General features: G+C 63.0%; 22 protein-coding genes. 7 read left to right on the forward strand and 15 right to left on the reverse strand.

Annotated features, from left to right (window positions below; translation table 11 throughout):
* Nucleotides 1-8: 8 nt before the first annotated feature.
* On the reverse strand, nt 9-734 hold the full coding sequence (locus L1O02_RS08395; protein ID WP_060840571.1) for a 4'-phosphopantetheinyl transferase superfamily protein: 726 nt from the start codon (nt 732-734) through the stop codon (nt 9-11).
* Nucleotides 735-956: 222 nt separating this feature from the next.
* On the opposite strand from L1O02_RS08395, the gene L1O02_RS08400 reads away from it, so the two are divergent.
* The 3 genes from L1O02_RS08400 (at nt 957) to L1O02_RS08410 (ending at nt 3699) form a co-directional block, all read left to right on the forward strand.
* Nucleotides 957-1559, forward strand: a complete 603-nt coding sequence (locus tag L1O02_RS08400; RefSeq protein WP_060840570.1) for a hypothetical protein — start codon at nt 957-959, stop codon at nt 1557-1559.
* Between the two features lie 119 nt (nt 1560-1678).
* Nucleotides 1679-2356, forward strand: coding sequence for a response regulator (locus tag L1O02_RS08405; protein WP_016967571.1), 678 nt, complete (start codon nt 1679-1681; stop codon nt 2354-2356).
* Complete coding sequence (locus L1O02_RS08410) at nt 2353-3699, forward strand: ATP-binding protein (protein WP_060840569.1); 1347 nt, start codon at nt 2353-2355, stop codon at nt 3697-3699. The genes L1O02_RS08405 and L1O02_RS08410 overlap by 4 nt, the downstream gene beginning before the upstream one ends.
* A gap of 14 nt (nt 3700-3713) precedes the next feature.
* On the opposite strand, the gene L1O02_RS08415 is transcribed toward L1O02_RS08410, so the two are convergent.
* Nucleotides 3714-4712, reverse strand: coding sequence for an AraC family transcriptional regulator (locus tag L1O02_RS08415; RefSeq protein WP_060840568.1), 999 nt, complete (start codon nt 4710-4712; stop codon nt 3714-3716).
* 332 nt (nt 4713-5044) lie between these two features.
* Between L1O02_RS08415 and L1O02_RS08420 the strand changes: the two genes are divergently transcribed.
* On the forward strand, nt 5045-6376 hold the full coding sequence (locus L1O02_RS08420) for a dicarboxylate/amino acid:cation symporter (protein ID WP_060840567.1): 1332 nt from the start codon (nt 5045-5047) through the stop codon (nt 6374-6376).
* A gap of 147 nt (nt 6377-6523) precedes the next feature.
* On the forward strand, nt 6524-7705 hold the full coding sequence (locus L1O02_RS08425; RefSeq protein ID WP_108546123.1) for a CaiB/BaiF CoA-transferase family protein: 1182 nt from the start codon (nt 6524-6526) through the stop codon (nt 7703-7705).
* Nucleotides 7706-7735: 30 nt separating this feature from the next.
* On the opposite strand, the gene L1O02_RS08430 is transcribed toward L1O02_RS08425, so the two are convergent.
* Complete coding sequence (locus L1O02_RS08430) at nt 7736-8230, reverse strand: SprT family zinc-dependent metalloprotease (RefSeq protein WP_016967576.1); 495 nt, start codon at nt 8228-8230, stop codon at nt 7736-7738.
* A 151-nt stretch (nt 8231-8381) separates the two neighbouring features.
* A complete protein-coding gene (locus L1O02_RS08435) occupies nt 8382-8984 on the reverse strand; it encodes a Yip1 family protein (RefSeq protein ID WP_016967577.1) in 603 nt (200 codons plus the stop codon).
* Between the two features lie 291 nt (nt 8985-9275).
* On the opposite strand from L1O02_RS08435, the gene ttcA reads away from it, so the two are divergent.
* Nucleotides 9276-10100 (forward strand): tRNA 2-thiocytidine(32) synthetase TtcA, encoded by an 825-nt coding sequence (gene ttcA, locus L1O02_RS08440; protein WP_060840565.1) that lies wholly within the window; start codon nt 9276-9278, stop codon nt 10098-10100.
* Between the two features lie 59 nt (nt 10101-10159).
* On the opposite strand, the gene L1O02_RS08445 is transcribed toward ttcA, so the two are convergent.
* From L1O02_RS08445 to arsC, 7 genes are all read right to left on the reverse strand, one after another.
* Entirely contained in the window at nt 10160-11695 is a 1536-nt protein-coding gene (locus L1O02_RS08445) for a glycosyltransferase family 39 protein (protein ID WP_108546122.1), read from the reverse strand.
* Between the two features lie 117 nt (nt 11696-11812).
* Nucleotides 11813-13465, reverse strand: a complete 1653-nt coding sequence (gene arnT / locus L1O02_RS08450; RefSeq protein ID WP_060840563.1) for a lipid IV(A) 4-amino-4-deoxy-L-arabinosyltransferase — start codon at nt 13463-13465, stop codon at nt 11813-11815.
* A gap of 341 nt (nt 13466-13806) precedes the next feature.
* Nucleotides 13807-14487 (reverse strand): histidine phosphatase family protein, encoded by a 681-nt coding sequence (locus tag L1O02_RS08455; RefSeq protein WP_219915012.1) that lies wholly within the window; start codon nt 14485-14487, stop codon nt 13807-13809.
* Between the two features lie 452 nt (nt 14488-14939).
* Nucleotides 14940-15611 carry a DNA-3-methyladenine glycosylase I gene (locus L1O02_RS08460; protein WP_060840562.1) on the reverse strand — a complete coding sequence of 224 codons (672 nt, stop codon included), beginning with the start codon at nt 15609-15611 and terminating at the stop codon, nt 14940-14942.
* A 97-nt stretch (nt 15612-15708) separates the two neighbouring features.
* Nucleotides 15709-16131: a DUF2069 domain-containing protein gene (locus L1O02_RS08465; protein ID WP_060840561.1), complete on the reverse strand. Its 423-nt coding sequence runs from the start codon at nt 16129-16131 to the stop codon at nt 15709-15711.
* A complete protein-coding gene (gene wrbA / locus L1O02_RS08470) occupies nt 16124-16729 on the reverse strand; it encodes an NAD(P)H:quinone oxidoreductase (protein ID WP_108546121.1) in 606 nt (201 codons plus the stop codon). The genes L1O02_RS08465 and wrbA overlap by 8 nt, the downstream gene beginning before the upstream one ends.
* Nucleotides 16726-17079: an arsenate reductase (glutaredoxin) gene (gene arsC, locus L1O02_RS08475; RefSeq protein ID WP_060840559.1), complete on the reverse strand. Its 354-nt coding sequence runs from the start codon at nt 17077-17079 to the stop codon at nt 16726-16728. Before arsC ends, wrbA begins: the two co-directional genes overlap by 4 nt.
* 138 nt (nt 17080-17217) lie before the next feature.
* Between arsC and L1O02_RS08480 the strand changes: the two genes are divergently transcribed.
* Entirely contained in the window at nt 17218-17682 is a 465-nt protein-coding gene (locus L1O02_RS08480) for a TlpA disulfide reductase family protein (protein ID WP_108546120.1), read from the forward strand.
* 131 nt (nt 17683-17813) lie between these two features.
* Here the strand turns inward: L1O02_RS08480 and L1O02_RS08485 are convergent, their stop codons facing one another.
* The 4 genes from L1O02_RS08485 to L1O02_RS08500 all read right to left on the reverse strand — a co-directional run bounded on the left by L1O02_RS08485 (nt 17814) and on the right by L1O02_RS08500 (nt 22546).
* Nucleotides 17814-18218 carry an META domain-containing protein gene (locus tag L1O02_RS08485; protein WP_060840557.1) on the reverse strand — a complete coding sequence of 135 codons (405 nt, stop codon included), beginning with the start codon at nt 18216-18218 and terminating at the stop codon, nt 17814-17816.
* Entirely contained in the window at nt 18215-18652 is a 438-nt protein-coding gene (locus L1O02_RS08490; RefSeq protein ID WP_092311726.1) for a hypothetical protein, read from the reverse strand. Before L1O02_RS08490 ends, L1O02_RS08485 begins: the two co-directional genes overlap by 4 nt.
* Before the next feature lie 87 nt (nt 18653-18739).
* Nucleotides 18740-19729 (reverse strand): 2-hydroxyacid dehydrogenase, encoded by a 990-nt coding sequence (locus tag L1O02_RS08495; protein WP_060844360.1) that lies wholly within the window; start codon nt 19727-19729, stop codon nt 18740-18742.
* Between the two features lie 63 nt (nt 19730-19792).
* Nucleotides 19793-22546, reverse strand: coding sequence for a response regulator (locus L1O02_RS08500; RefSeq protein ID WP_060840554.1), 2754 nt, complete (start codon nt 22544-22546; stop codon nt 19793-19795).
* Nucleotides 22547-22618 lie beyond the last annotated feature (72 nt).

Genomic DNA, 22618 nt, shown 5'->3' on the forward strand with positions numbered 1-22618 from the left:
GCGCGTGTTCAGGGTTTGATCGCGATCAGGCTCAGCAACTGGCCTGCCTCGACGACGAACTGACCCAGCAGTTCGCGGCCGTGGTGCCATTCCTCGGACAGGTCGGTGAGCAGGCGCATGCGCACCTGGCCCGCTGGCGACCACTCCAGCACTTCGGCATGTTCGAAATAGAAGCTTTTCTGCACCAGCGGATACAGGGCCTTGTACAGGCTTTCCTTGATCGAGAAGGTCAGGGTCACGGCCAGTGCGTGCTGCTCGGCCGGCAAGCGGTCGCGACGCAGCAGCTCCGCCGGGGTGAGGATCTGCCCGGCCAGATTGGCTGCACGTTCCTCGCCGAGGAGCTTTTCCAGATCCATGCCCAGGGCTCGCCAGTGCTGCTTGTCGGCGACGATGGCGGCCGCCCGGCCGGTGCTGTGGGTGATCGAGCCACAGATATGTTCCGGCCAGACCGGTGCCCGGTCGGCGCCGATCGGCGGCACCCAGTCCAGTTGTTGCAGTTGGCGCAGGGCCTCCCGCGCGCACAGGCGCCCGGCGAGAAATTCCGCCTGGCGCTTGGCTACTGAGCGCTGGATGCTGGGCGGTGCGGGAATGCCGCTGCGCTGGAAATCGTCCGCAGTCAGTTGCCCGGGGTCGAACCGAGTGCTCAGCCAGCGGGTGTGGGGCAAGGCTTCCGGCAAGGGCCAGGAGGCCTCCGGAGGGGTGCAGCAGAGGGGGAGAGAGGGGAGTGCATTCATGGCCGCTAGTTTGCCGGGTTGACGGGTTCGAGGGTAGCGCTGCGTGCTGCCCAGCGAGGGGGTGGCGCTCCGTACGGGAAGCTTGTTGGGGTTAAACGCCGGTAAAAACAATCATGTGGCTCTGGTTCAGGCGAGGTTAAGGAGGTGTTCAGGGGGAGTTCAGGGCGGGCTGGTTACTCTGGCCCGGCACCCAAAAAGCCAATAGCGCAAAGGAAACTTCCTATGACTTCATTGAAAAAACTGATCCTCGCCTTTACCGTGCTCGGCGCCAGCGCCGCCGTTCAAGCCGCTGACAGCAACTTCGCCAGCCTGACCTTCGGCCAGACCAGCGACAAGGTTAAAAAGTCCAGCCAGCTCAACAGCAACCTCGGTCATCCGAATGCCGATGGCGTGATCGGCAAGGACAACACCTGGGGCGTGCGCCTGGGGCAACAGAACGACCAGGGCCGCTACTACGCCACTTACGATTACGTTTCCGGCTCTCACAACGGCATTAAACTGCGTCAGCAGAACCTGCTGGGCAGTTACGATATGTTCCTGCCGGTGACCGGTACCACCAAGCTCTTTGGCGGCGGCACGGCCGGCCTGACCAAGCTGACCCAGGAGTCCCCGGGCTTCAGCCGCGACAGTGACATCGGCTACGCGGTCGGCGTGCAGGCCGGTGTCCTGCAGCAGATTTCACAGAACACCTCGGTGGAGCTCGGCTACCGTTACCTGCGCAGCAATGCCGGGACCGAGATGAGCGAACGGGGCGGCAGCAAGCAAGGTTCACTGAGCCTGACCAGCAGCGCCCAGACCTATCTGTCGGCCAACTACGCTTTCTGATAAGCGGCCTGGCCTGAACCGCGCCGGACCATGCCTTGGGCATGGTCCGGCGCGGGTGCATTGATCATCAGGGCGCAGGGGCGCCCCTGGAGATGTCGAATTTTGCCTGGGAGAGCGTTATGAAGTTGCTGGTCGTCGAAGATGAGGCGCTGTTGCGTCATCACTTGCAAACCCGCCTCACCGACAGCGGTCACGTGGTCGAGTCCGTGGCCAACGCCGAGGAGGCGTTGTACCAGACCGAGCAGTTCAATCACGACCTGGCGGTGATCGACCTGGGCTTGCCCGGCATGGGCGGGCTGGACCTGATCCGCCAGCTGCGCGCCCGGGGCAAGGCATTTCCGATCCTCATCCTCACCGCTCGCGGCAACTGGCAGGACAAGGTCGAAGGCCTGGCCGCCGGTGCCGACGACTATGTGGTCAAGCCCTTTCAGTTCGAGGAACTGGATGCGCGGCTCAATGCGTTGCTGCGCCGCTCCAGCGGCTTTACCCAGTCGACCATCGTTGCCGGGCCGCTGTTGCTGGACCTGAACCGCAAACAGGCGTCCCTGGATGAGCAGCCCCTGGCGCTGACCGCCTATGAATACCGGATCCTCGAATACCTGATGCGCCATCACCAGCAGGTGGTGGCCAAGGACCGTTTGATGGAGCAACTGTATCCGGACGACGACGAGCGCGATCCGAATGTCATCGAGGTGCTGGTGGGGCGCCTGCGGCGCAAGCTTGAAGCGCCTTCGGGCTTCAAGCCCATCGATACGGTGCGTGGGCTGGGCTACCTGTTCAACGAGCGCTGCCGATGATTCGATCGCTGCGCCTGCGCCTGATGCTGGCCGCCACCACCCTGGCAGTGCTGTTCATGTTGGCGTTGCTGCCGGCCATGCAGGGCGCGTTCAGCCTGGCGCTGCAGGACTCCATCGAGCAGCGCCTGGCCTCCGACGTCACCACCCTGATTTCGGCGGCGCGGATCGAAAACAATCGCCTGCAGATGCCCGCACAGTTGCCCGACGAGCGCTTCAACCTCGCCGACAGTCGCCTGCTGGGCTACATCTACGATCGCGAGGGGCATCTGGTCTGGCGCTCCCGGGCCACCCAGGAAGAGAACATCAACTACCGTCCGCGGTACGACGGGCGTGGCAACGAGTTCGCCAGGATCCGCGAAGCCAATGGCCAGGAGTTCTTCGTCTACGACGTCGAGATCAAGCTGCTGGGAGGCAAGAATGCGGCCTTCAGTATTGTGGCGCTGCAGCCGGTGCGCGAGTACCAGCAGACCCTCGAAGGCGTGCGGGAGAACCTCTATCTGGGATTTGGCGCGGCATTGCTGGTGCTTCTGGCGCTGCTGTGGATGGGCCTGACCTGGGGCTTGCAGGCCCTGCGACGCCTGAGTCAGGAGCTGGACCAGATCGAAAGCGGCACCCGCCAGAGCCTGAGCGAGGAACACCCGCGGGAGCTGTTGCGGCTGACCGGCTCCTTGAACCGCCTGCTGCAAAGCGAGCGCGAACAGCGCAGCCGCTATCGGGACTCCCTGGATGACCTGGCCCACAGCCTGAAAACCCCGCTGACGGTGTTGCAAGGGGTGAGCGAGGATATGGCCCAGCGACCTCAGGATCGGGAGCAGGCCTGGGTCCTGCAAGCGCAGATCGAGCGCATGAGCCAGCAGATCAGCTATCAGTTGCAGCGTGCCAGCCTGCGCAAGAGCGGCTTGGTGCGCCATCAGGTGCGTCTGCGGCCGGTGTTGCAGAGCCTGTGCGACACCCTGGACAAGGTCTATCGCGACAAGCAGGTGCGGGTGTCCTTCGATTTGCCCGAGCGCTGCTATGTGCCGATCGAGCAGGGCGCCTTGCTGGAGTTGCTCGGCAACCTGCTGGAGAACGCCTACCGCCTGTGCCTGGGCTCGGTACGCATCAGCGTGCGCGAAACCCTCGACGGCGCTGAGTTGTGCGTGGAGGACGACGGTCCCGGCGTGCCGCCGGATCAGCGGGCGCGGATTCTGCAGCGCGGTGAGCGCCTGGATCGCCAGCACCCGGGGCAGGGCATTGGCCTGGCGGTGGTCAAGGACATCATCGAGAGTTACGGCGCGCAGCTGACCCTGGGGGATTCGGCCCTGGGCGGTGCGGCATTCCGCATTCACTTCCCGGCTCTCTAGCGCTACACCCTGTGCTAGCGGTCCCGGGCTCGATAGGCGCCCGGGGTCAGGCCGGTCCATTTCTTGAACGCCCGATGAAACGCCGACGGTTCGGAAAAGCCCAGGTGCTCGGCGATCTGTTGCAACGACAGGTCGGCGCGGCCCAGGTGGAAGATGGCAATGTCGCGGCGCAGTTCATCCTTCAAGCCCTGAAAGCTCGAGCCTTCCTCGCGCAAGTGGCGGCGCAGGGTCTGGGGGCTGACGTGCAGGTGCTGCGCGACGCTTTCCAGATCGGGCCAGCGCTCGCGGTCGTGGCTGAGCAGGCGGCGTAACTGGCTGCTAAGGCTGTCGCCTTCGTCCGGCCGCGACAGCAGGTCGGCGGGGGAGCGTTCGAGGAAGTGCTTGAGGGTGCGTTCATCCTGCAGCAGCGGCATGCCCAGGTAGCGGCTGTGGAACAACAGGCTGCTGCGTTGCTGTGCGAACTCCAGGGGGCAGGGGAAAAGCAGGTCGTATTCCGCGGCGTGTTCGGGTTTCGGATAGCTGAAGCCGGCCTGCTCCAGGCGAATGCGCTGGCCGATCAACCAACTGCCCAGGCGGTGCCAGATCACTAGCAGGCTTTCGCTGAGAAAGTGCTCGGGGTCCCACAGTTCAGAATCATCCAGGCTCAGTCGAGCCATTTCTCCCTCACGCGTCAGACTCAGACGCGGAGCTTCCGGAAACAAGCTATAAAACAATAAGCCGCGCTGCAGTGCTTTTTCCAAGGTGCGGCAATGGATCAGGGCGTGGCACATCATGGCGAACGTCCCGCGTTTGCTGGGGCCATGGGCGAAGCCGAGGTATTCGTCGTCCAGCTCCAGCCACAGTTGTTGCAGCAGGCTGGTGAACTGCTCCGGAGCGATGCGCGCCTTGGGTTGGTTCAACAGCTCCGGGCTGATGCCCAGTCGCTGCAGGAGCGGCTCGCAATCGTGGCCGCGACGGCGCGCCCCGCCTAAGGCGGCGCGGGCAAAGTGGCTGGCGATGGTGCGTTCACGCATGAGGCTGGTCCGTCCATTGAGTGGCGGATGTTAGCCAGCCCCCTCACGAGGGAACAAGGCGGATATCCGCCAAATTGTAGGACGAGGCTCGATGAATGGGCGGATATCCGCCAGCTTCACCGGGCGCAACGAATGCAAGGATCGGCCCGCCCCCTGATGTCTAAAGGCCTGCAGGGCTTTTGGGCAAGGTGGCACGGGCTTTGCGATAGAGCCGGAAGATCTGCCAGCACGCAGTTCGACACAACAAATCCCTCCAGTGCAGGAGGGTTCGCACTTTAGGCACCGCATGCATCGACGGAAGCTGTATGCCGGGGCTCTTGAGGAACTTTGCAATGACGACTCGTCAGCCACTGTACAAATCCCTGTATTTCCAGGTGATCGTTGCCATCGCCATCGGCATCCTGCTCGGTCACTTCTACCCTCAGACCGGCGTGGCCCTCAAGCCCCTGGGTGACGGGTTCATCAAACTGATCAAGATGGTCATTGCCCCCATCATTTTCTGCACCGTGGTGAGTGGCATCGCCGGCATGCAGAACATGAAATCGGTCGGCAAGACCGGCGGCTATGCGCTGCTGTACTTCGAAATCGTCTCCACCATCGCCCTGCTGATCGGCCTGATCGTGGTCAACGTGGTGCAGCCGGGTGCCGGCATGCATATCGACGCCTCGACCCTGGATGCCTCGAAAGTCGCGGCCTATGTGACCGCAGGCAATGACCAGAGCATCGTCGGCTTCATCCTCAACGTGATTCCGACCACCATCGTCGGTGCCTTTGCCAACGGCGACATCCTGCAAGTGCTGATGTTCTCGGTGATCTTCGGTTTCGCCCTGCATCGCCTGGGTGCCTATGGCAAGCCGGTGCTGGACTTCATCGATCGTTTCGCCCACGTGATGTTCAACATCATCAACATGATCATGAAGCTGGCGCCCCTGGGTGCGCTGGGTGCCATGGCGTTCACCATCGGTGCCTACGGCGTCGGCTCCCTGGTGCAACTGGGCCAGTTGATGATCTGCTTCTACATCACCTGCGTGGTGTTCGTGCTGGTGGTCCTGGGGGCCATCTGCCGTGCCCACGGCTTCAGCGTGATCAAGCTGATCCGCTACATCCGTGAAGAGTTGCTGATCGTGCTGGGCACTTCCTCCTCGGAGTCGGCCCTGCCGCGCATGCTGATCAAGATGGAGCGCCTGGGTGCCAAGAAGTCGGTGGTCGGCCTGGTGATTCCAACCGGTTACTCGTTCAACCTCGACGGTACGTCGATCTACCTGACCATGGCCGCGGTGTTCATCGCCCAGGCCACTGATACCCACATGGACATCACCCACCAGATCACCCTGCTGCTGGTGCTGCTGCTGTCCTCCAAAGGCGCCGCGGGCGTGACCGGCAGCGGCTTCATCGTCCTGGCGGCAACCCTGTCGGCCGTGGGCCACCTGCCGGTGGCCGGCCTGGCGCTGATCCTGGGCATCGACCGCTTCATGTCCGAGGCTCGCGCCCTGACCAACCTGGTAGGCAACGCGGTGGCCACCCTGGTGGTCGCCAAGTGGGTCAAGGAGCTGGACGAAGACAAGCTGCAAGTCGAACTGGCTTCCGGTGGTCGTGCCATCAGCGACACCCGCGAAACGGATGATCTGGGTGTGGCCGAAGGTCCGGCACCCACCATCAAGTAAGCCTGGCTGAACATAAGAAACCCGCTACGGCGGGTTTTTTATGGCCTGGTGGATGAGCGCAACGGTCAGTCCGGCTGAGCATTGTGGTAATTGTTGCAGTGCTTGCGGCTGCCTACTCTCTGGCGGTCGATCAAGAGGAGAGGGCACATGCAAGGGCCGTTGGCGTCACTCAAGGTACTGGATTTCTCCACCCTGCTGCCGGGGCCGTTCGCCTCGCTGCTGCTGGCGGACATGGGCGCCGAGGTGCTGCGCATCGAGTCGCCGACCCGCATGGACCTGTTGCGGGTGCTGCCGCCCCACGATCGGGGGGTGTCCGCCAGCCACGCCTACCTCAATCGCAACAAGCGCAGCCTGGCCCTGGACCTCAAGCGGCCCGAAGCACTGGAGGTGGTGTGGCAACTGCTGCAGGAGCATGACATTCTCCTCGAACAGTTTCGCCCGGGGGTGATGGAGCGCCTGGGGCTGGGCTACGAAGCCTTGAAGGCGATCAATCCGCGGCTGATCTACGTGTCCATTACCGGCTATGGCCAGACCGGGCCCTACAAGGACCGCGCCGGACACGACATCAATTACCTGGCCCTGGCCGGACTGGCCAGCCAGACCGGGCGTCGCGATCAGGGACCCTTGCCCCTGGGCATTCAGGCGGCCGACATCGCCGGTGGCTCGCTGCACGGGGTGATTGGCCTCTTGGCGGCGGTTATCGCCCGTCAGCACAGTGGTCAGGGTCAGCACCTGGATATCAGCATGACCGACTGTGTGTTCAGTCTGAACGCCATGGCCGGCGCCGGTTATCTGGCCTGCGGGGTCGAGCCGGGGATGGAGCAGCAGGCGCTCAACGGCGGCAGTTTCTACGACTACTACCGCAGTCGGGATGGTCGCTGGCTGTCAGTGGGCAGCCTGGAGCCGGTGTTCATGCAACAGTTGTGTCAGGCCCTGGGGCGTCCGGAGCTGGCGGCCCAGGGCTTGTCGCCTGTACCGGAGCAGCAACAGGCCCTCAAGCAGGCCTTGCAGATCGAGTTCGAAAAACACGACTTCGCCGAACTCTGCCAGCTGTTCGCCGGGCTCGACGCCTGTGTCGAGCCGGTCCTGAGTCTGGCCGAGGCGGTGCAGCATCCGCAGTTGCAGGCCCGGCAACTGGTCAGGCAGGTGCCCCGTGAGGACGGCAGCTTCCAGGCGCAGATCGCCTGTCCGCTGAAGTTCTCCCAGGGCTTGCCCGAGCCGCGGCATATCGGCGCCAGGCTGGGCGCCCATTGTGTTGAGGTGCTGACGGAGCTGGGCTACAGCGCCGAGCGCATCGAGGCACTTCGAAGCGAGGGGATCATCGGCTAGGAACCGGCCGGCGAAGCGCTTTGGCTTCTGTCACTCGACCCTGGTTTCCCCGCTGTACACCAGGGTGTGCCGGCAGCGTCGGCACAGGTAGCGGCGACCTTGTGCCACCAGCTTGTGGCGCTGGGCCGAAAACGGGAAATCGCTCTCGGCGCAGGGGCAGCGATAGATGTAGCGGGTCACGCTGCGACGTTTGATCGCATAGGTGTGACAGCGATTGGGCGGCAGTTCATAGACCCCGCGCATGATCAGTTGCCATTCCTCGCCATGGGGCTGGATGCGCTCGCCAAACAGTTGGTGAGCGATCAGGTGGGCCACCTCATGGGCCACCGTCTGCTTGAGGAAGTCTTCGGTGTTTTCCCGGTACAGCTGGGGATTGAAGCGCAGCAGGTTTTCATGCAAATGAGCGACCCCGGCTTTCTGGCCGCGCAACTTGAGGCTGACCACCGGGCGTTTGAAAGGACGTTTGAAAAAGGATTCAGCGAGTAGGAAACAGTCTTCGACGCGGGTATTGAGTTGCTCGGGCATGCTTAACGGCTCTCCAGAGTGGCTGAGTATGCCGCAAAGACCGGCGAATCCGAATCGTTCAGGCGCCGAATGGTCGCAGGATCGGGCCCATTAAGAAGGCCGCCTTGCGGCGGCCTGTGCTGGCAGATGGAGGATTATTATTGGTGCGGCGTCAGTTGGTGTACACGGGGCCGACGCCCAGGCCCCAGACAATCACGGTGAAGGCCATGATCGCGACCAGCACCACCAGTCCCACCGCCAGGACCGAGCTGGAAAACAGGAAGCCCTCGTCAGACGGGATGTTCATGAAGGTCGGCAGTCCGACGTAGAGCAGGTACACGGTGTAGCAGATTGCCGCGGTGCCGATGATCATCCCCAGCCACATGTGTGGATATAGGGCCGCCAGGCCGCCGACGAACAGCGGGGTCGCGGTGTAGGTGGCAAAGGCTACGCAGCGCGCCAGACTCGGGCTGGCATCGTAGGTCCGGGCCATCCAGTGAATGAACGCGCCCATCACCGCCACGCCGCAGAGCATGGCCAGGTACGACATGATGGTCATCCACAGGGCGCTTTCCATGGTCAGCATCACCGGCGCGCGGTTGCCGATGACCCAGCCGACCTGGGTGGTGCCGATAAAGGCCGAGACAGCGGGGATCGCCGCCAGAATCAGCGTGTGAGTGAGGTACATGTGACTGATGCTTTCCTCGGCATCGCCACGGATTTCTCGCCATTCCTGATCGGGGTGGGTGAAGAGTCCTACGACATGATGAATCATGGTCAGTCACTCCTTAAATGTTGCCATCGCCCCCCAACGGAGCGCTTACAGCCAAGTGGCATGGTCAGTATAGGTCTATACGGGTGTGCGACCTTATGTCGCAGTATAGGAAGGAGTTTTCCTCAGATGTGCGCCGCTTTAGAGCAAATCGCGCTGTAAAACCCGTGGGTAATCGCGGTCGTGTCGGTTACCCCCGTCTGGCTGGATAGCACCTTGCGGCGCTTTCACGGGGCCGGGGTTTTGCTTAAAATGCTCGGCTTTTCGTCACACACCTCGCGGATTCCAAGCGCCATGGGCACTCTTACGGTCAACCAGAACAAACTGCAGAAACGCCTTCGTCGACAGGCGGGCGAAGCGGTCGCCGATTTCAACATGATCGAAGAGGGCGACAAGGTCATGGTCTGCCTGTCCGGCGGCAAGGACAGCTACACCATGCTCGACGTGCTGCTGCACCTGCAGAAGGTGGCGCCGATCAAGTTCGAGATCGTCGCGGTGAACATGGACCAGAAGCAGCCCGGCTTTCCCGAGCACGTGCTGCCGGCCTACCTCAAGGAATTGGGGATCGAGTACCACATCGTCGAGAAGGACACCTACTCGGTGGTCAAGGAACTGATCCCCGAAGGCAAGACCACCTGCTCGCTGTGCTCGCGCCTGCGTCGTGGCACCCTGTACACCTTCGCCGACGAGATCGGTGCCACCAAGATGGCCCTGGGTCACCACCGTGACGACATCGTCGAGACGTTCTTCCTCAACATGTTCTACAACGGCTCGCTCAAGGCCATGCCGCCCAAGCTGCTGGCCGACGACGGGCGCAACGTGGTGATCCGGCCGCTGGCCTACTGCAGCGAGAAGGACATCCAGGCCTATTCCGACCTCAAGCAGTTCCCGATCATTCCCTGCAACCTCTGCGGCTCCCAGGAGAACCTGCAGCGCCAGGTGGTCAAGGAGATGCTTCAGGAGTGGGAGCGCAAAAGCCCTGGGCGTACCGAGAGCATCTTCCGCGGCCTGCAGAACGTGATTCCGTCGCAACTGGCGGATCGCAACCTGTTCGACTTCACCAACCTGCGCATCGATGACAACGCCACGCCGCGCTTCGTCAATGTGGTGAACCTCTGATCGGCAATCGCTGAACCAGGGCCGCGGCGTCCCGAGTCCCGGGGCGCCGCGGCCTGCCTTCAGGGGCCCGGCACCCGCGGCACGAAGGCCACGCTGCCCTCTGCGGATTTCTTCGCCAGGCGTTCACCGTGGGTGGGCCGTGTGCGGATCAGCTGATGGTCGTTGCCCAGGTATTCCAGCATCAAGGGTTGATCCTTGTTCTGCTGCACGAATATCAAGGTGCGCTGAGGATCCCAGTGCTGGCCGCTGGTCTTGTCCAGCCAGGCCATGAAGTCGGCGCTCGTGCCCGTTCGAGGAAAATCCGCGGTTTGCGGCACGTAGTAGAACGCACCTCCCTGGTTCTGCAGGTACATCGGCAATTTGTTGTCCACTTCCACCAGCACCATGCGCCATTGATTCCAGGGGGCGATCCGGCTGGCCTCGGTTTTCACCTGGGCGCCGAACTGCATCACTCCGCCACCGCCATTGCTCCAGGGATAGGCGACTCCCAGTACCAACAGCAGCACCACGGCCGCGCCGGCAAAGCCCAGGGTCCAGCGCCGGTCAGCGGGTTTGCCGCTGGCGCGTTTTTGCTGCAGGTGCCGGTTCAGCCACCAGGCCCCCAAAAGCTGGGCGAAGGGCACCAGCGGCAAGACGTAATAGCTGCGTCGGCTGCCGCTGGCGGTGAAGAACAGGAACAGCAGGCCCAGGGCCCAGACCAGCCAGCGCTCGTTGGGCTGCAACTGGCGCCAGTGGCGCACCGCAACCCACAGACCGAGCAGCCAGCAGGGAACCCAGGGCAAGGTATAGGCCGGCAGGTAGATCAGGTAGGTATAGATCGGCCCCTGATGGTCGAACGGGTCGAAAAAGCGCACCACGTTTTCTCGAAACACCAGGTCCAGGCCGCTTTGGCTGTAGGTTGGTGTGCCGTACAGGTGCGAGAGCAGGAACGGCACCATGTACAGCAGGCCGGCCACCACCAGAGCCAGGCACAGGCGCAGATTCAGGTGGCGTTTCCAGCGGCCCTGGCTGAGCAGGTGAGGCAGCAGGGCCAGCCCCGGCAAGACGATACCTATCAGCCCCTTGAGCAGCGATGTGGCCGCCAGCAGCAGGAAGAACACCGTGTAACGACTCAGACGGGTGTCGTCCGGATCTCGCCAGTACCACCAGATAGAGGCCAGTACGCCGCATACCGTGAGAATGTCGGCGGTGGCTACCCGTGCCCAGAACGCGAAATAGAACGTGGTGGCCAGCATCCAGCCGGCGATCAGACCGGTGCCTTTGTGGAACAGTCGCTCACCGATCAGGTACACCAGCCAGATGCTCAGCCAGGCGGCGAGTACTGACGACAGGCGCAAGGACCAGTGACCCAGTCCGCCCATCAGCCAGGCACTGGCAGTGATCAGCCAGTAGGACGGCAGGGGCTTGTCGTAGTAGGGCGTGCCTTTGAGGTACGGGTCGAAGTAATTGCCGCTCTGCAGCATCTGCAGCGCGATGTTGGCCCAGCGGGTTTCCGGGCCCCACAGCTCGCGGGAGCCCAGGCCCAGCAACAGGATCAGCGCCGATACGCCCAGGAGCAGGATCAGGGCCTTGCGCTCGCTGTGATCGAGATTCATAGACGGATTTCCATGGACTGACTCGAAAAGACTGCACGGGCTCGCAGGGCCGGACAGGCAAAAAAAACGTCAGCGCCGAACGGCTCGACGCTGACGCTGGCTGGCTCACAGGGCAGGCTACGGCTGGCTCTGTGGCACGATCAGGATCAGCAGGTTGCCCTCTTCATAGCGCTTGCCTCCCGCTGGCAGCAGCGCGACTTCCTCGTTCTCCACCACGTTCTTGACCCGCATGACCACGCCCACGGAGCCCTGCTTGCGAGCCTCGGTCATCCATTGTCCGACGTCGGCCATGCTCACCTTGCGTTGCTCCGAGTCTGGATAAGCCAGGCCGTATTTCAGCTCGCCCTCGGTGTTGTACAGCGACACCTGCGGACGTTGCAGGCGCCAGGCCAGGGCCGAGGCCGCACCCAGGTCATTGCTGAGCAGGGTCTTGGTCTGCTTGAGCTCTTGCAGATGTTCCTTGATGAACTGGTCTGGCATCTCGTTGTGCACGATCAGTCCGGGCATGCCGGCGGGCAGCAGCGCCACCAGCAGCCAGATGCCCAGGGCCGGGGCGGGCCAGTATTGCAGCGGCCTGGAGGCCGGCAGCAGGTTGGCGATGATCCAGCCCATCAGCATGATGAACACCAGGGACAGGCTGAGCATTTCGTTGTGGCCATAAACTGGCCGGGTGAGCTGGATCACCAGCAACGCCACCAGTGCCCCCACGCCGATCAGCAGATTGAGCAGGCTGTTGAGGCGAATGGCTCGACCCTGGCGATCGCTGACGCGGTCGATCAGTGCGTTACCCATGAGCACCGCCAGTGGCAGCAGGCACGGCATGATGTAGGTCGGCAGCTTGCCCCGGCTCAGGCTGAAAAACACCAGCGGCAGCAGCAACCACAACAGCAGAAAACCGCTGTTGGCCTGGCGCTTGTCCTTCCAGGCCTGCATCAGTGTGCCGGGCAGCAGCAATGCCCAGGGCAGGCAGGAGACGACCAGCAGAGGCAGGTAGAACCACCAGGGCCGGGTGTGCTGGGCGTTTTCGGCGGCAAAGCGCCGAATATGCTCGTGCCAGAAGAAAAAGCGCCAGAAGTCCGGCTCATGGGCGTGCACGCTGAGCGCCCAGGGCAGGCTGATACCGATGGCCACCACTACCGCCACCAGCCCGTAGCGCAGCAGTTCGCCCAGGCGACGTTGCCAAAGCATATAGGGCAGGGCGATCAGTACCGGCAGCAGCCACGCCAGGAAGCCCTTGGTCATGAAGCCCATGCCGCACGCCGCCCCGAGCACCGCCCAGGCCAGGAGGCGAGCGCGTGTGGCCTGGCTGTCCAGGGCGAACCACAGGGCCACCAGACTCAGGTTGACCCACAGCGTGAATTGCGGGTCGAGGTTGGAGTATCCGGCTTGCCCGGCAATCAGGCCGAAGCTCATGTACAGCAGCGCCGCGGCGAAGCTCTTGCGTGGATCGTTCCACATCCGGCGCGTGATGAGATAAGCCAGCAGCACGCTCAAACCGGTGCTCAGGGCCGAGGCGATGCGCACCCCGAACAGGTTGTCGCCGAACACCGCCTGGCCGATGGCGATCATCCAGTAACCGGCAATGGGTTTTTCGAAGTAACGGATACCCATGAAGTGCGGCGCGACCCAGTCGCCGCTGAGGAGCATTTCCTGGCTGATCTGCGCGTAGCGGGTTTCATCGGGAATCCACAGGCCATGGCTGGCCAGCGGCAGCAGGTAGAACAGGCTGAAGGCCAACAGCAGAAATGGCAACGCCCAACGCTTGATCATGCCGTTGCTACTCCCACGCACAGTGTTGCCTGAAGGTGTGGCGCTCGTTCCATAAGCCGGGTGGGTAAAGTGCGGTGCATTTCTGTCCTCGAAGTCAGGTAAGGATTTCAACGTGCAAGTTGCATTGCCGGGGCGAGTTGAGGATCAGCGATGACGGCATCTACAAATCGCTTGAAACTCCGTGAGTGCTGCCCGGTTTTTAATGGCTGCATTTTTTATAGCGGTTTTTATGAAAAATGCTCTGCTCTCTAATAGTGCAACTTGCAATAAAGTCAATTAAATGTGGGCTGTTAGTCTGTCGATTCGCTGAATGAAGTCTGTTGTCTAGTTGTCAAAAAGAGTTACAAATTGTTCGGCGCTTCTTTAAGTACTTGTGGCCAGCTCTTGGCGTTCAGTATTCCCAGTATTTGCAGTTTTCCGTCTGCACCGAGCGTCAGGAACAAGGAACTGGTGTACTCGGTGGCCAGGGCATGGGCGAAGCCCATGCGGCTCTCCAGATCACTGATGCAGCCGCTGTGGGTGACCAGGATCAGGTTGCGCCCCTGAAGCTTATGGGCCTTTATATCGTTCTCGAAGTTGTCGGCGCAGTTCAACAACCAATCCTGAGAGCTGGTGACCTGATTGAACATGGCCTGTGCGGTTTGCAGGGTACGGGTCATGGGGCTGCTGATGACGTCGGTACGGTCCATGCCGATGCTCCGGAAGGCCTTGCCCAGGTCGGTCGCGGTAGCACTGCCCAGGCGAGTGATGCCATCTGCGGGGCCCAGGCAGGGGTTGGCCGATCGGTCACAGCGCTCGGCGTGGCGCACCAGGGCGATGACTTCTCCGGCCTTCCAGTGTTGATAGATTCCGCTGCGTTGCATCTGATGATCGCCAGCGAGATCCAGAGGAGTCGCCGGCCAGAGTACAAAACCGCTTATCAGGGCGATCAGGGTAATAGTGAGCGCGCTGATGATGATCTTTCCGGAGCGCCGAATGCGGGCGGTGTCGGCCCGGGGTCTGGTTTGTTTGATGTTGTGCACGTCGCTTACCTGAATCTATTTTTGAGAAATACTTTTAATTCGGGTTGGAACTAGTGTTCTGCAGCAGACCGACATGCGCACCGGCACCAGCGTAGTCACTGGCCCCCAACTTAAGGGAGTCCAGGTGTCTGATTGGTGAAAGCGATGTGAAAAAAACGAATGGCGCGGCACGTGCCTGTTTAAGACCAGACAGCCGTTACTCAGCCTGTTGGCTTGAAAGAAACGTTGTTATTCGTTAACCGGCGGACGCAGGGAATCTGCGCGTGGCGGCTATTTAACGCTGCTGGTCCTGGTGTCTATAACAAGCCGGTGAAACTTTATCCCGAGAAAAAGAACGGCGTGGAAAAACTGCGCATCAGTTCAGCGTTCTGTCAGCCAAAGGAGGGAGAGGGGCGGTGCAAGACTGCTTCCAGCCACTGTCCGTGGCAGAAGCAGTCAAGAGGGAGCGGGTATCAGTGGTTGACGGTGTAGGCCAGCATCGCCGACAGCTGGCACAGGGGACGACCACTTTCCTCTTGCCACTGGTTGAACACCGCTTGCACCAGCGCCTGGTCGCGTTTGCTGCTGGGCACCTTGTCGATGATGTTCTGGGCATTGAGGGCGGCCACTACGTCCCAGGTGGGGATGAAGGTGTCCTTGCCAACCATGCGCAGGAAGCGTGGCGCCGACAGGCCGCCCATCTGGTTGCCGTGCTTGGCCAGGTACTGCCAGAGCCCGGTGATGTCCTGCACCGGCCAGTCGGCTATGAAGGCGCCGAAACTGCCGTGCTGCTGTTGCACGTCTAGGATCATCTGCGCATTGCGTGGCACGCTCTTGAGCTTGCCCAGGTGACGAATGATCCGCGTGTCTTGCATCAGCCGCTCCAGATGTTCGGCGCCCATGAGCACCACCTTGTCCGGATCGAAGCCGAAGAACACCTGTTCGAACGCTGGCCATTTGGCGTCCACCAGGCTGTGTTTCAGCCCCGCGCGAAAGACCCGCAATGCCAGTGTCGACAGGTAGCGATCAGCGCTCAAGGCACGCAGATACTCGTTGCTTGCCGGGGTTGGCAGTTGGGCTTCCAGGGCCGCGGCGGAACCGAAGCGGTTGAGACAGTATTCATTCAGCCATTTGTAATCGTGCATGCCTGCTCCTGGAGGGGCGGTCGGAGAGTCGGTTGAACAGGGTTGGGGCCTTGGCTGGCGATACAAGTTCCCCGGGACCGGGGAACTTGCGTCAGGTTCAGGCCGGGGTGGCGCCTTCGCCGGCGAGCCGGCGGTTGAGCTGGAAGCGCCAGCGCACGTAGAGCAGCGCCGAAGTGAACACCGCCAGGCTGGCGAACATTTCCAGCAGGCCGAACAGCTGGCGATTCGGGTCATAGGCCGCCAGCGCGCCCTTGATGAAGTACAGGTTGACCACAAAGCACATCCACGCGTGCCCCCGGGCACTGCCGCTGAGCATGCCGGGTGCCATGAGCAGCAGGGGCACCAACTCGATCAGCAGGATCACCCAGGGCCGGGCACCGTGCAGGTCGGCCACCAGCAGGTAATACCCACACAGCAGGCCCACCAGGCCGAAGAAACAGATCAGGCTGGTGATCCGGGCCAGACGCACCCGGGGTTCCAGCCATTGCACCGTCGGCAGGATCTTCGGCTTCTTAGCCACGGCCGTTCTCCAACTGCAGGGCGGTTTTCGCCAGGCGCAGGCCCAGGGCCCGGCACAGGGCGATTTCATGCTCGTCCAGCGGGCTCTTGCCGTCAGCTCCGGCGTGATGGCTGGCGCCGTAGGGGGTGCCGCCGCCACGGGTCTCCAACAGGGCCGACTCGCTGTAGGGCAGGCCGGTGATCAGCATGCCGTGATGCAGCAGCGGCAGCATCATCGACAGCAGGGTGGCTTCCTGGCCGCCGTGCAGGCTGGCGGTGGAGGTAAACACGCCGGCGGGCTTGCCCACCAGCGCGCCGGTCAGCCAGAGGTTGCTGGTGCCGTCGAGAAAGTATTTCAGGGGCGCCGCCATGTTGCCGAAGCGGGTCGGGCTGCCCAGGGCCAGGCCCGAGCAGTGCTTCAGGTCGTCGAGGCTGGCGTACAAGGCACCACTGTCGGGGATGCTCGGGGCCACGGCTTCGCATTCGGTGGAAATTCCCGGGACGGTGCGCAGGCGGGCTTCCAGGCCGGCCTGTTCGACGCCACGGGCGATCTGCCGGGCCATCTCGTTGGTCGAACCGTTGCGGCTGTAATACAGGACCAGGATGTACGACGCGCTCAAGGCAGAATCTCCAGCACATTTTCCGGTGGGCGACCGATGATGGCCTTGTCGGCGGTTTCGAGAATCGGGCGTTCCATGAGTTTCGGGTGCCCGGCGATGGCAGCGATCAGTTGCTCTTCGCTCAGGCTCTGGTCGGCCAGGTTGAGGCTCTTGTACTCGTCCTCGCCGGTGCGCAGCAGCTGGCGCGCGCTGATGCCGAGCTTGCCCAGCAGGCGTTGCAATTGGGCGGCATCCAGTGGGGTTTCCAGGTAGCGGACCACGGTCGGGGCCAGGCCGCGTTGTTCCAGGAGTTCCAGCGCACCGCGGGATTTCGAGCAGCGCGGGTTGTGATAAAGCGTCAGATCGGTCATGTGCGGGTCGCATCTTGCGTAAGGTGGCGGCTATTCTACCCGCGCGACGGGCTCTCCTGAACCTTGGGAGTCGATAGGTCGCAGCGACCCGGGGTCGGCAGTGTTATTCAAGACATCTTTCAATACAGGAAACAGCGCATGGCAAGGCAATTGGCGGCGGCATTGGCGATCATTACAACCCTGCTGCTGAGCGGCTGTGGCAATGACTACGGGGTCGACCAATATGGCCGGAAAGTCGCCGCCGAGCGTATCGACAAGCAGTGGCTGGTGCTCAATTACTGGGCCGAGTGGTGCGGCCCTTGCCGCACCGAGATCCCTGAATTGAACGCCCTGGACGAGCAGCTCAAGGGCCAATCGGCCACCGTGCTGGGGGTCAATTTCGACAATGTGCAGGGTGAAGAACTCAAGAACGCCAGCGAGAAGCTGGGGATCAAGTTCACCGTGCTGGCGCAGAACCCGGCGGAACTCTTCGAACTGCCACGCAGCGAGGCGCTGCCGGTGACCTACATCATCGACGACAAGGGCAAGGTGCGTGAGCAGATGATGGGGGAGCAGACGGCTGCGGGCGTGCTGGCCAAGTTGCAGGCCCTGCGCGGGCATTGATGGCGCTTGGACGCTAGCGGCTGGCCAGGCTGCGAAGGTCCTGAAGGAATGCGGGGGCCTGAAGCTCGCTGGAGATTCAGGCCCCCGGATGTTGTTCGCCGTTTGCAGGCTCGGCAGCGGCTACAGGAATATCAGCCTTCTTCCAGCCACCAGCGCAACGGTTTGCCTTCGGCGGGCCAGAAACGCACTTGCTCGATCGGCGAGACATCCCAGCGTTCGACGTTTTCCAGGGCCTGCAGAAAGCGGCGTTCCTGCTCCATCAAGGCCGGGGCACAGAGTTTGCGGGTGCTGCCGACCTTGCCGAAGCTGAGCTTCTCGCCGTCCAGGGTGTAAGGCGCGAACCAATGGTTGCAGCCGCCATTGCCGTAGGCGCGACCATCCTCGCCCAGGGTGATGGTCAGGTGGCTGTAATCGATCAGCGGACGCTCACCGATCCATTCCAGAACATAGCTGCGGTCCTGCTGCAGCTTCAGCGGCTCGGCGGCGCAGCCCAGCAGGCCGGCCCCCAGCGCCGCGGTCAGCATCAGGCGTTTCATTGGCCGGCCTGCTGGCATTTCGGGCAGCGGTGCTGCTCACCTTCGCTGCGCCAGCCAAGTTCGGCGATCCGCGCGCTGGCGGCGGGCTTCTGGGCCTTGTTGCCCAGCTTGGCATCCACCGCGAACTCGAAGTCGAGGGTGGCGGCGCAGCTGTCGCAGTTGACCTGCCACTGGTGAATCGCCAGTTCGCCGAATACCGGGCCGCGGGCCACGGCGACCCACTGGCCGACGGGATTGATCAGGTGGCGCACGGTCTCCACCGTCAGGCGCATGGACAGGTCCTTGCTGCCTTTGAGGGTGACCAGAAGCACGTCGTCGGTGCGGATGGAGCCACCGTTGCCGGTGACTTGATAGCGGCCCGGCACCAGTGCGCGGCATTCGATCAGGGTGTGTTGCGGGTTCATCAGGTTGTAGCGGAAATCGTGTTCGACCATGGGTCCTCCAAATCTGCCGCGTATGCTAGCACGGGCCCCTGCGCCGCAGGTCGCGGGCAGGCGACCTTCGATCAGCCCGCGCGGATGTCACCCCAGGACCCGATTCTGCGCTTGTCCTGCGGCCCAGCTGGCGATGTTGTGCAAGGTGGTCTCGGCGATGGCGGCCAGGGCTTCGTGGGTCAGGAACGCCTGGTGCGCAGTGACAATCACGTTGGGGAAGGTCAGCAGCCGGGCCAGCACGTCGTCCTGCAGGGGCAGGTCGGAGCGGTCCTCGAAGAACAGTTGCGCCTCCTCTTCGTAGACATCCAGCCCCAGGTAGCCCAGTTGCCCGCTTTTCAGGGCGTCGATCAGCGCCGGGGTATCCACCAGGCCGCCGCGCCCGGTATTGATCAGCATTGCCCCGGGCTGCATGTGGGCCAGGCTGTCCTGGTTGATCAGGTAGCGACTGTGGTCATTGAGCGGGCAATGCAGGCTGATGATCTGCGCCTGGGCCAGCAGTTGCGGCAGCTCCAGATAACGGGCGCCGAGGGCTTCCACGGCCGGATTGGGGAAGGGGTCGTAAGCCAGCAGTTGGCAGCCAAAACCCGCCATGATCCGGGCGAAGGTGGCGCCGATCTGCCCGGTGCCGACAATGCCCACGGTCTTGCCCACCAGGTCGAAGCCGGTCAGGCCGTGCAGGGTGAAGTCGCCCTCGCGGGTGCGGTTGTAGGCTCGATGCAGGCGCCGGTTCAGCGCCAGGATCAGGGCCACCGCGTGCTCGGCCACCGCATGCGGGGAATAGGCCGGGACTCGCACCACCTCCAGGCCCAGGCGCTGCGCCGCCGCCAGGTCGACGTGGTTGTAGCCGGCCGAGCGCAGGGCGATCAGGCGAGTGCCGCCGGCGGCCAGTTGTTCCAGCACTGGGGCGCTCAGGTCATCGTTGATGAAGGCGCAGACCACTTCATGGCGTTCGGCCAGGGCCACGGTGTCCAGGCTCAGGCGGGCGGCCTGGAACTGCAGTTCGATACCCGCCGGCAGGCTGGCACCGAGAAAACTCTCGCGGTCGTAGTTCTGGCTGCTGAATAGAATCGTGCGCATGCTTGCATCCTTGTTCGGGGCGCCCAGCATGCCTGCCGGGCACTGTTCGGGTCTTGCCCTGGGTCAGGCGTTGATCCGCGCCTCGGCGGCTAGGCGACCGATTGCGTGGTCCAGCTCGTCAAGGGCGGCAAAGGCCTTGGCGTCCTCCTGCTTGAGCAGGGTTTCGCTGCGTTGGCAGGCGGCACGCAACTGCGGCACCCCGCAATAACGAGTGGCGCCGTGCAGACGGTGCACCCGCTCGATCAAGGCGCCATGGTCGTTGGCCGCCCGGGCGGCTTTGATCGCCTCACGATCGGCTTCCAGGGATGCCAGCAACATGGCCAGCATGTCCGCTGCCAGATCGGCCTTGCCGGCGGCCAGGCGCAGGCCTTCGTCCTGATCCAGCACTTGCAGTTCCAGGCTCACTTCAGAGCGTTCGCTGGCCCGTTCCGGGCCCTGGTTGCGCAGGGCCAGGCCGGTCCATTTCAGCACCACCTGGGCCAGTTGCCGTTCGCTGATGGGCTTGGTCAGGTAGTCGTCCATGCCGCTTTGCAGCAGGGCGCGCTTTTCGTTGGCCATGGCGTGGGCGGTCAGGGCGACGATCGGCAGCGGTGTCCCATGGCGCTCGCTTTCCCATTGGCGGATCGCCTCGGTACTTTGCCGACCGTCCATGCCGGGCATCTGCACGTCCATCATCACCAGGTCGAAAGGCTCGTTCTGGATCGCGTTCAGCGCGGCGTAACCGTTGTCCACCGCCAGCACCTTGGCGCCCATGTCTTCCAGCAAGGTCTGGATCAGCAGCAGGTTGGCCGGGTTGTCATCGACACACAGCACCCGTGGTGCGCGGCTGGAGAGGGGTTCCTCCGGCTCGCTGCGGGGCCGGCGCGGAGTGACCAGATCGGACAGGGCCCGGCGCAGTTTGCGGGTGCAGGCCGGCTTGGCCTGCAACTGACTGTGGGGATTGGGCACCGAGAGGTGGAACAGCGTCTGTTCGGTGGTCGGGCACAGCACCAGGACCTTGCAGCCCAGATGCTCCAGGTCCCAGATGTGCTGGCTCAGGCGCTCGGGAGACATGTCGTTGCTGGTGATGCCCAGCACCGCCAGGTCAATCGCCTGATCGCTCTGGTGCACCCCGGTAATGCCATTGGTCAGGGCTTCCAGGGTGTTGAACGGGGTCACCTCCAGGCCGCAGTCTTCCAGTTGGTGCAGCAGGGCCTGGCGGGCCAGTTCGTGATTTTCCAGGACCGCCACCCGTCGTCCCAGCAGAGGCGGGCCGGGCAGGTCCTCGGCATCGTCGCGGGTCTTGGGCAGGTTGAGGCTGATCCAGAACTCCGAACCTTCACCCGGCGTGCTGTCGACCCCGATCTCGCCGCCCATCTGCTCGATCAGGCGCTTGGAGATCACCAGCCCGAGCCCGGTGCCGCCGGGTTGGCGCGACAGCGAGTTGTCGGCCTGGCTGAAGGCCTGGAACAGGGCGCGTACATCCTGGTTCGACAGGCCGATGCCGGTGTCCTGGATGCTGATGCGCAGTTGCACGCTGTCTTCGTGCTCTTCTTCCAGCATGGCCCGGGCGACGATGGTGCCTTCGCGGGTGAACTTGATGGCGTTGCTCACCAGGTTGGTGAGGATCTGCTTGAGTCGCAGCGGGTCACCGACCAGCGACAACGGCGTGTCGCGATAGACCAGGCTCACCAGTTCCAGCTGCTTGGCGTGGGCGGCCGGGGCGAGGATGGTCAGGGTGTCCTGCAGCAAGTCCCGCAGGTTGAACGGAATGCTGTCGAGCACCAGCTTGCCGGCTTCGATTTTCGAGAAGTCGAGGATTTCGTTGATGATCCCCAGCAGGCTGTCGGCGGATTTTTCAATGGTGCCCAGGTAATCCAGCTGGCGCGGTGTCAGCTCGCTTTTCTGCAGCAGGTGTGTGAAGCCGAGGATGCCGTTGAGGGGTGTGCGGATTTCATGGCTCATGTTGGCCAGGAACTCCGACTTGATGCGGCTGGCTTCCAGGGCTTCCTTGCGCGCCAGATCCAGTTCGATGTTCTGGATCTCGATGGTTTCCAGGTTCTGGCGCACGTCTTCGGTGGCCTGGTCGATGCTGTGCTGCAGTTCTTCCTGGGCGTTCTGCAGGGTGCTGGCCATGCGATTGATGCCGGAGGCCAGTTCATCCAGTTCGTGGCTGCCCAAGGGTGGCAGGCGGGTTTCCAGGTTGCCGTCCTTGAGTTGCGCCACCGCCTGCTTGATCTGGGTCAGCGGGTTGTTGATGGTGCGCCCCATGCGCACCGCCAGCAGGGCGGTACCGGCCAGGCCGGCGGCAATCAACAGCAGGCTGGCGAAAAGGCTGCGGTAGCCACGCAGCAGCATGCCGCTGTGGGACAGCTCCAGTTCCACCCAGCCCAGCAGGCGGTCGGATTCATCGGGGATCAGGTCGCCGGCCAGGTTGCGATGGCGGCCGAATACCGGCAGTTGGTAGCGGGTCGCGTCATTGCCGCTGCGCTGCATCATCTGCGTGCCGTTGCCGCTGGGTGGCGGGTTGAGCATGCTCGGTCCCGCGTGGGCCACCAGCGTGCGATCAGGGGCCAGGAAAGACACCGCGCGCACGTCCTGCTGTTCCAGGGCCTGGGTGGCGATGCGCTCGAGCATCTGCGCGTTGTGGTTGCCCATCGCCGGCGCCACCAGCGAGGCCAGTTGTTCGGCAATCATTTCGCCGCGCTGCAGGAGCTGGGCCTGCAGTTCGGAGAGCTGCATCCAGGTGAAATAGCCGCCCAGCACCAGGGCCATGAGGCTGGTGGGCAACAAGGTCAGCAACAGTACGCGGCCTTTGATTCCCAGTTTCTTGAGCACGCCACTCTCCTGCTTCCACGCTGTTTTGAAAGGTCTACGGGCACGTCCGTGATGCGCCACCCGCGCAGTGTA

It is taken from the genome of Pseudomonas sp. BC42 (genome assembly GCF_021560055.1).
Lineage (GTDB): Bacteria > Pseudomonadota > Gammaproteobacteria > Pseudomonadales > Pseudomonadaceae > Aquipseudomonas.

Excerpts from the sequence above, each read along its gene's own strand:
- arnT (WP_060840563.1), bottom strand. The coding sequence starts at position 13,465 with ATGATCAAGCGTTGGGCGTTGCCATTTCTGCTGTTGGCCTTCAGCCTG.
- L1O02_RS08480 (WP_108546120.1), top strand. The coding sequence starts at position 17,218 with ATGGCAAGGCAATTGGCGGCGGCATTGGCGATCATTACAACCCTGCTG.
- L1O02_RS08495 (WP_060844360.1), bottom strand. The coding sequence starts at position 19,729 with ATGCGCACGATTCTATTCAGCAGCCAGAACTACGACCGCGAGAGTTTT.
- L1O02_RS08445 (WP_108546122.1), bottom strand. The coding sequence starts at position 11,695 with ATGAATCTCGATCACAGCGAGCGCAAGGCCCTGATCCTGCTCCTGGGC.
- L1O02_RS08410 (WP_060840569.1), top strand. The coding sequence starts at position 2,353 with ATGATTCGATCGCTGCGCCTGCGCCTGATGCTGGCCGCCACCACCCTG.
- L1O02_RS08395 (WP_060840571.1), bottom strand. The coding sequence starts at position 734 with ATGAATGCACTCCCCTCTCTCCCCCTCTGCTGCACCCCTCCGGAGGCC.
- L1O02_RS08430 (WP_016967576.1), bottom strand. The coding sequence starts at position 8,230 with ATGCCCGAGCAACTCAATACCCGCGTCGAAGACTGTTTCCTACTCGCT.
- L1O02_RS08420 (WP_060840567.1), top strand. The coding sequence starts at position 5,045 with ATGACGACTCGTCAGCCACTGTACAAATCCCTGTATTTCCAGGTGATC.
- L1O02_RS08460 (WP_060840562.1), bottom strand. The coding sequence starts at position 15,611 with ATGCACGATTACAAATGGCTGAATGAATACTGTCTCAACCGCTTCGGT.
- L1O02_RS08405 (WP_016967571.1), top strand. The coding sequence starts at position 1,679 with ATGAAGTTGCTGGTCGTCGAAGATGAGGCGCTGTTGCGTCATCACTTG.
- L1O02_RS08485 (WP_060840557.1), bottom strand. The coding sequence starts at position 18,218 with ATGAAACGCCTGATGCTGACCGCGGCGCTGGGGGCCGGCCTGCTGGGC.
- L1O02_RS08435 (WP_016967577.1), bottom strand. The coding sequence starts at position 8,984 with ATGATTCATCATGTCGTAGGACTCTTCACCCACCCCGATCAGGAATGG.
- ttcA (WP_060840565.1), top strand. The coding sequence starts at position 9,276 with ATGGGCACTCTTACGGTCAACCAGAACAAACTGCAGAAACGCCTTCGT.
- L1O02_RS08490 (WP_092311726.1), bottom strand. The coding sequence starts at position 18,652 with ATGGTCGAACACGATTTCCGCTACAACCTGATGAACCCGCAACACACC.
- arsC (WP_060840559.1), bottom strand. The coding sequence starts at position 17,079 with ATGACCGATCTGACGCTTTATCACAACCCGCGCTGCTCGAAATCCCGC.
- L1O02_RS08400 (WP_060840570.1), top strand. The coding sequence starts at position 957 with ATGACTTCATTGAAAAAACTGATCCTCGCCTTTACCGTGCTCGGCGCC.
- L1O02_RS08415 (WP_060840568.1), bottom strand. The coding sequence starts at position 4,712 with ATGCGTGAACGCACCATCGCCAGCCACTTTGCCCGCGCCGCCTTAGGC.
- L1O02_RS08425 (WP_108546123.1), top strand. The coding sequence starts at position 6,524 with ATGCAAGGGCCGTTGGCGTCACTCAAGGTACTGGATTTCTCCACCCTG.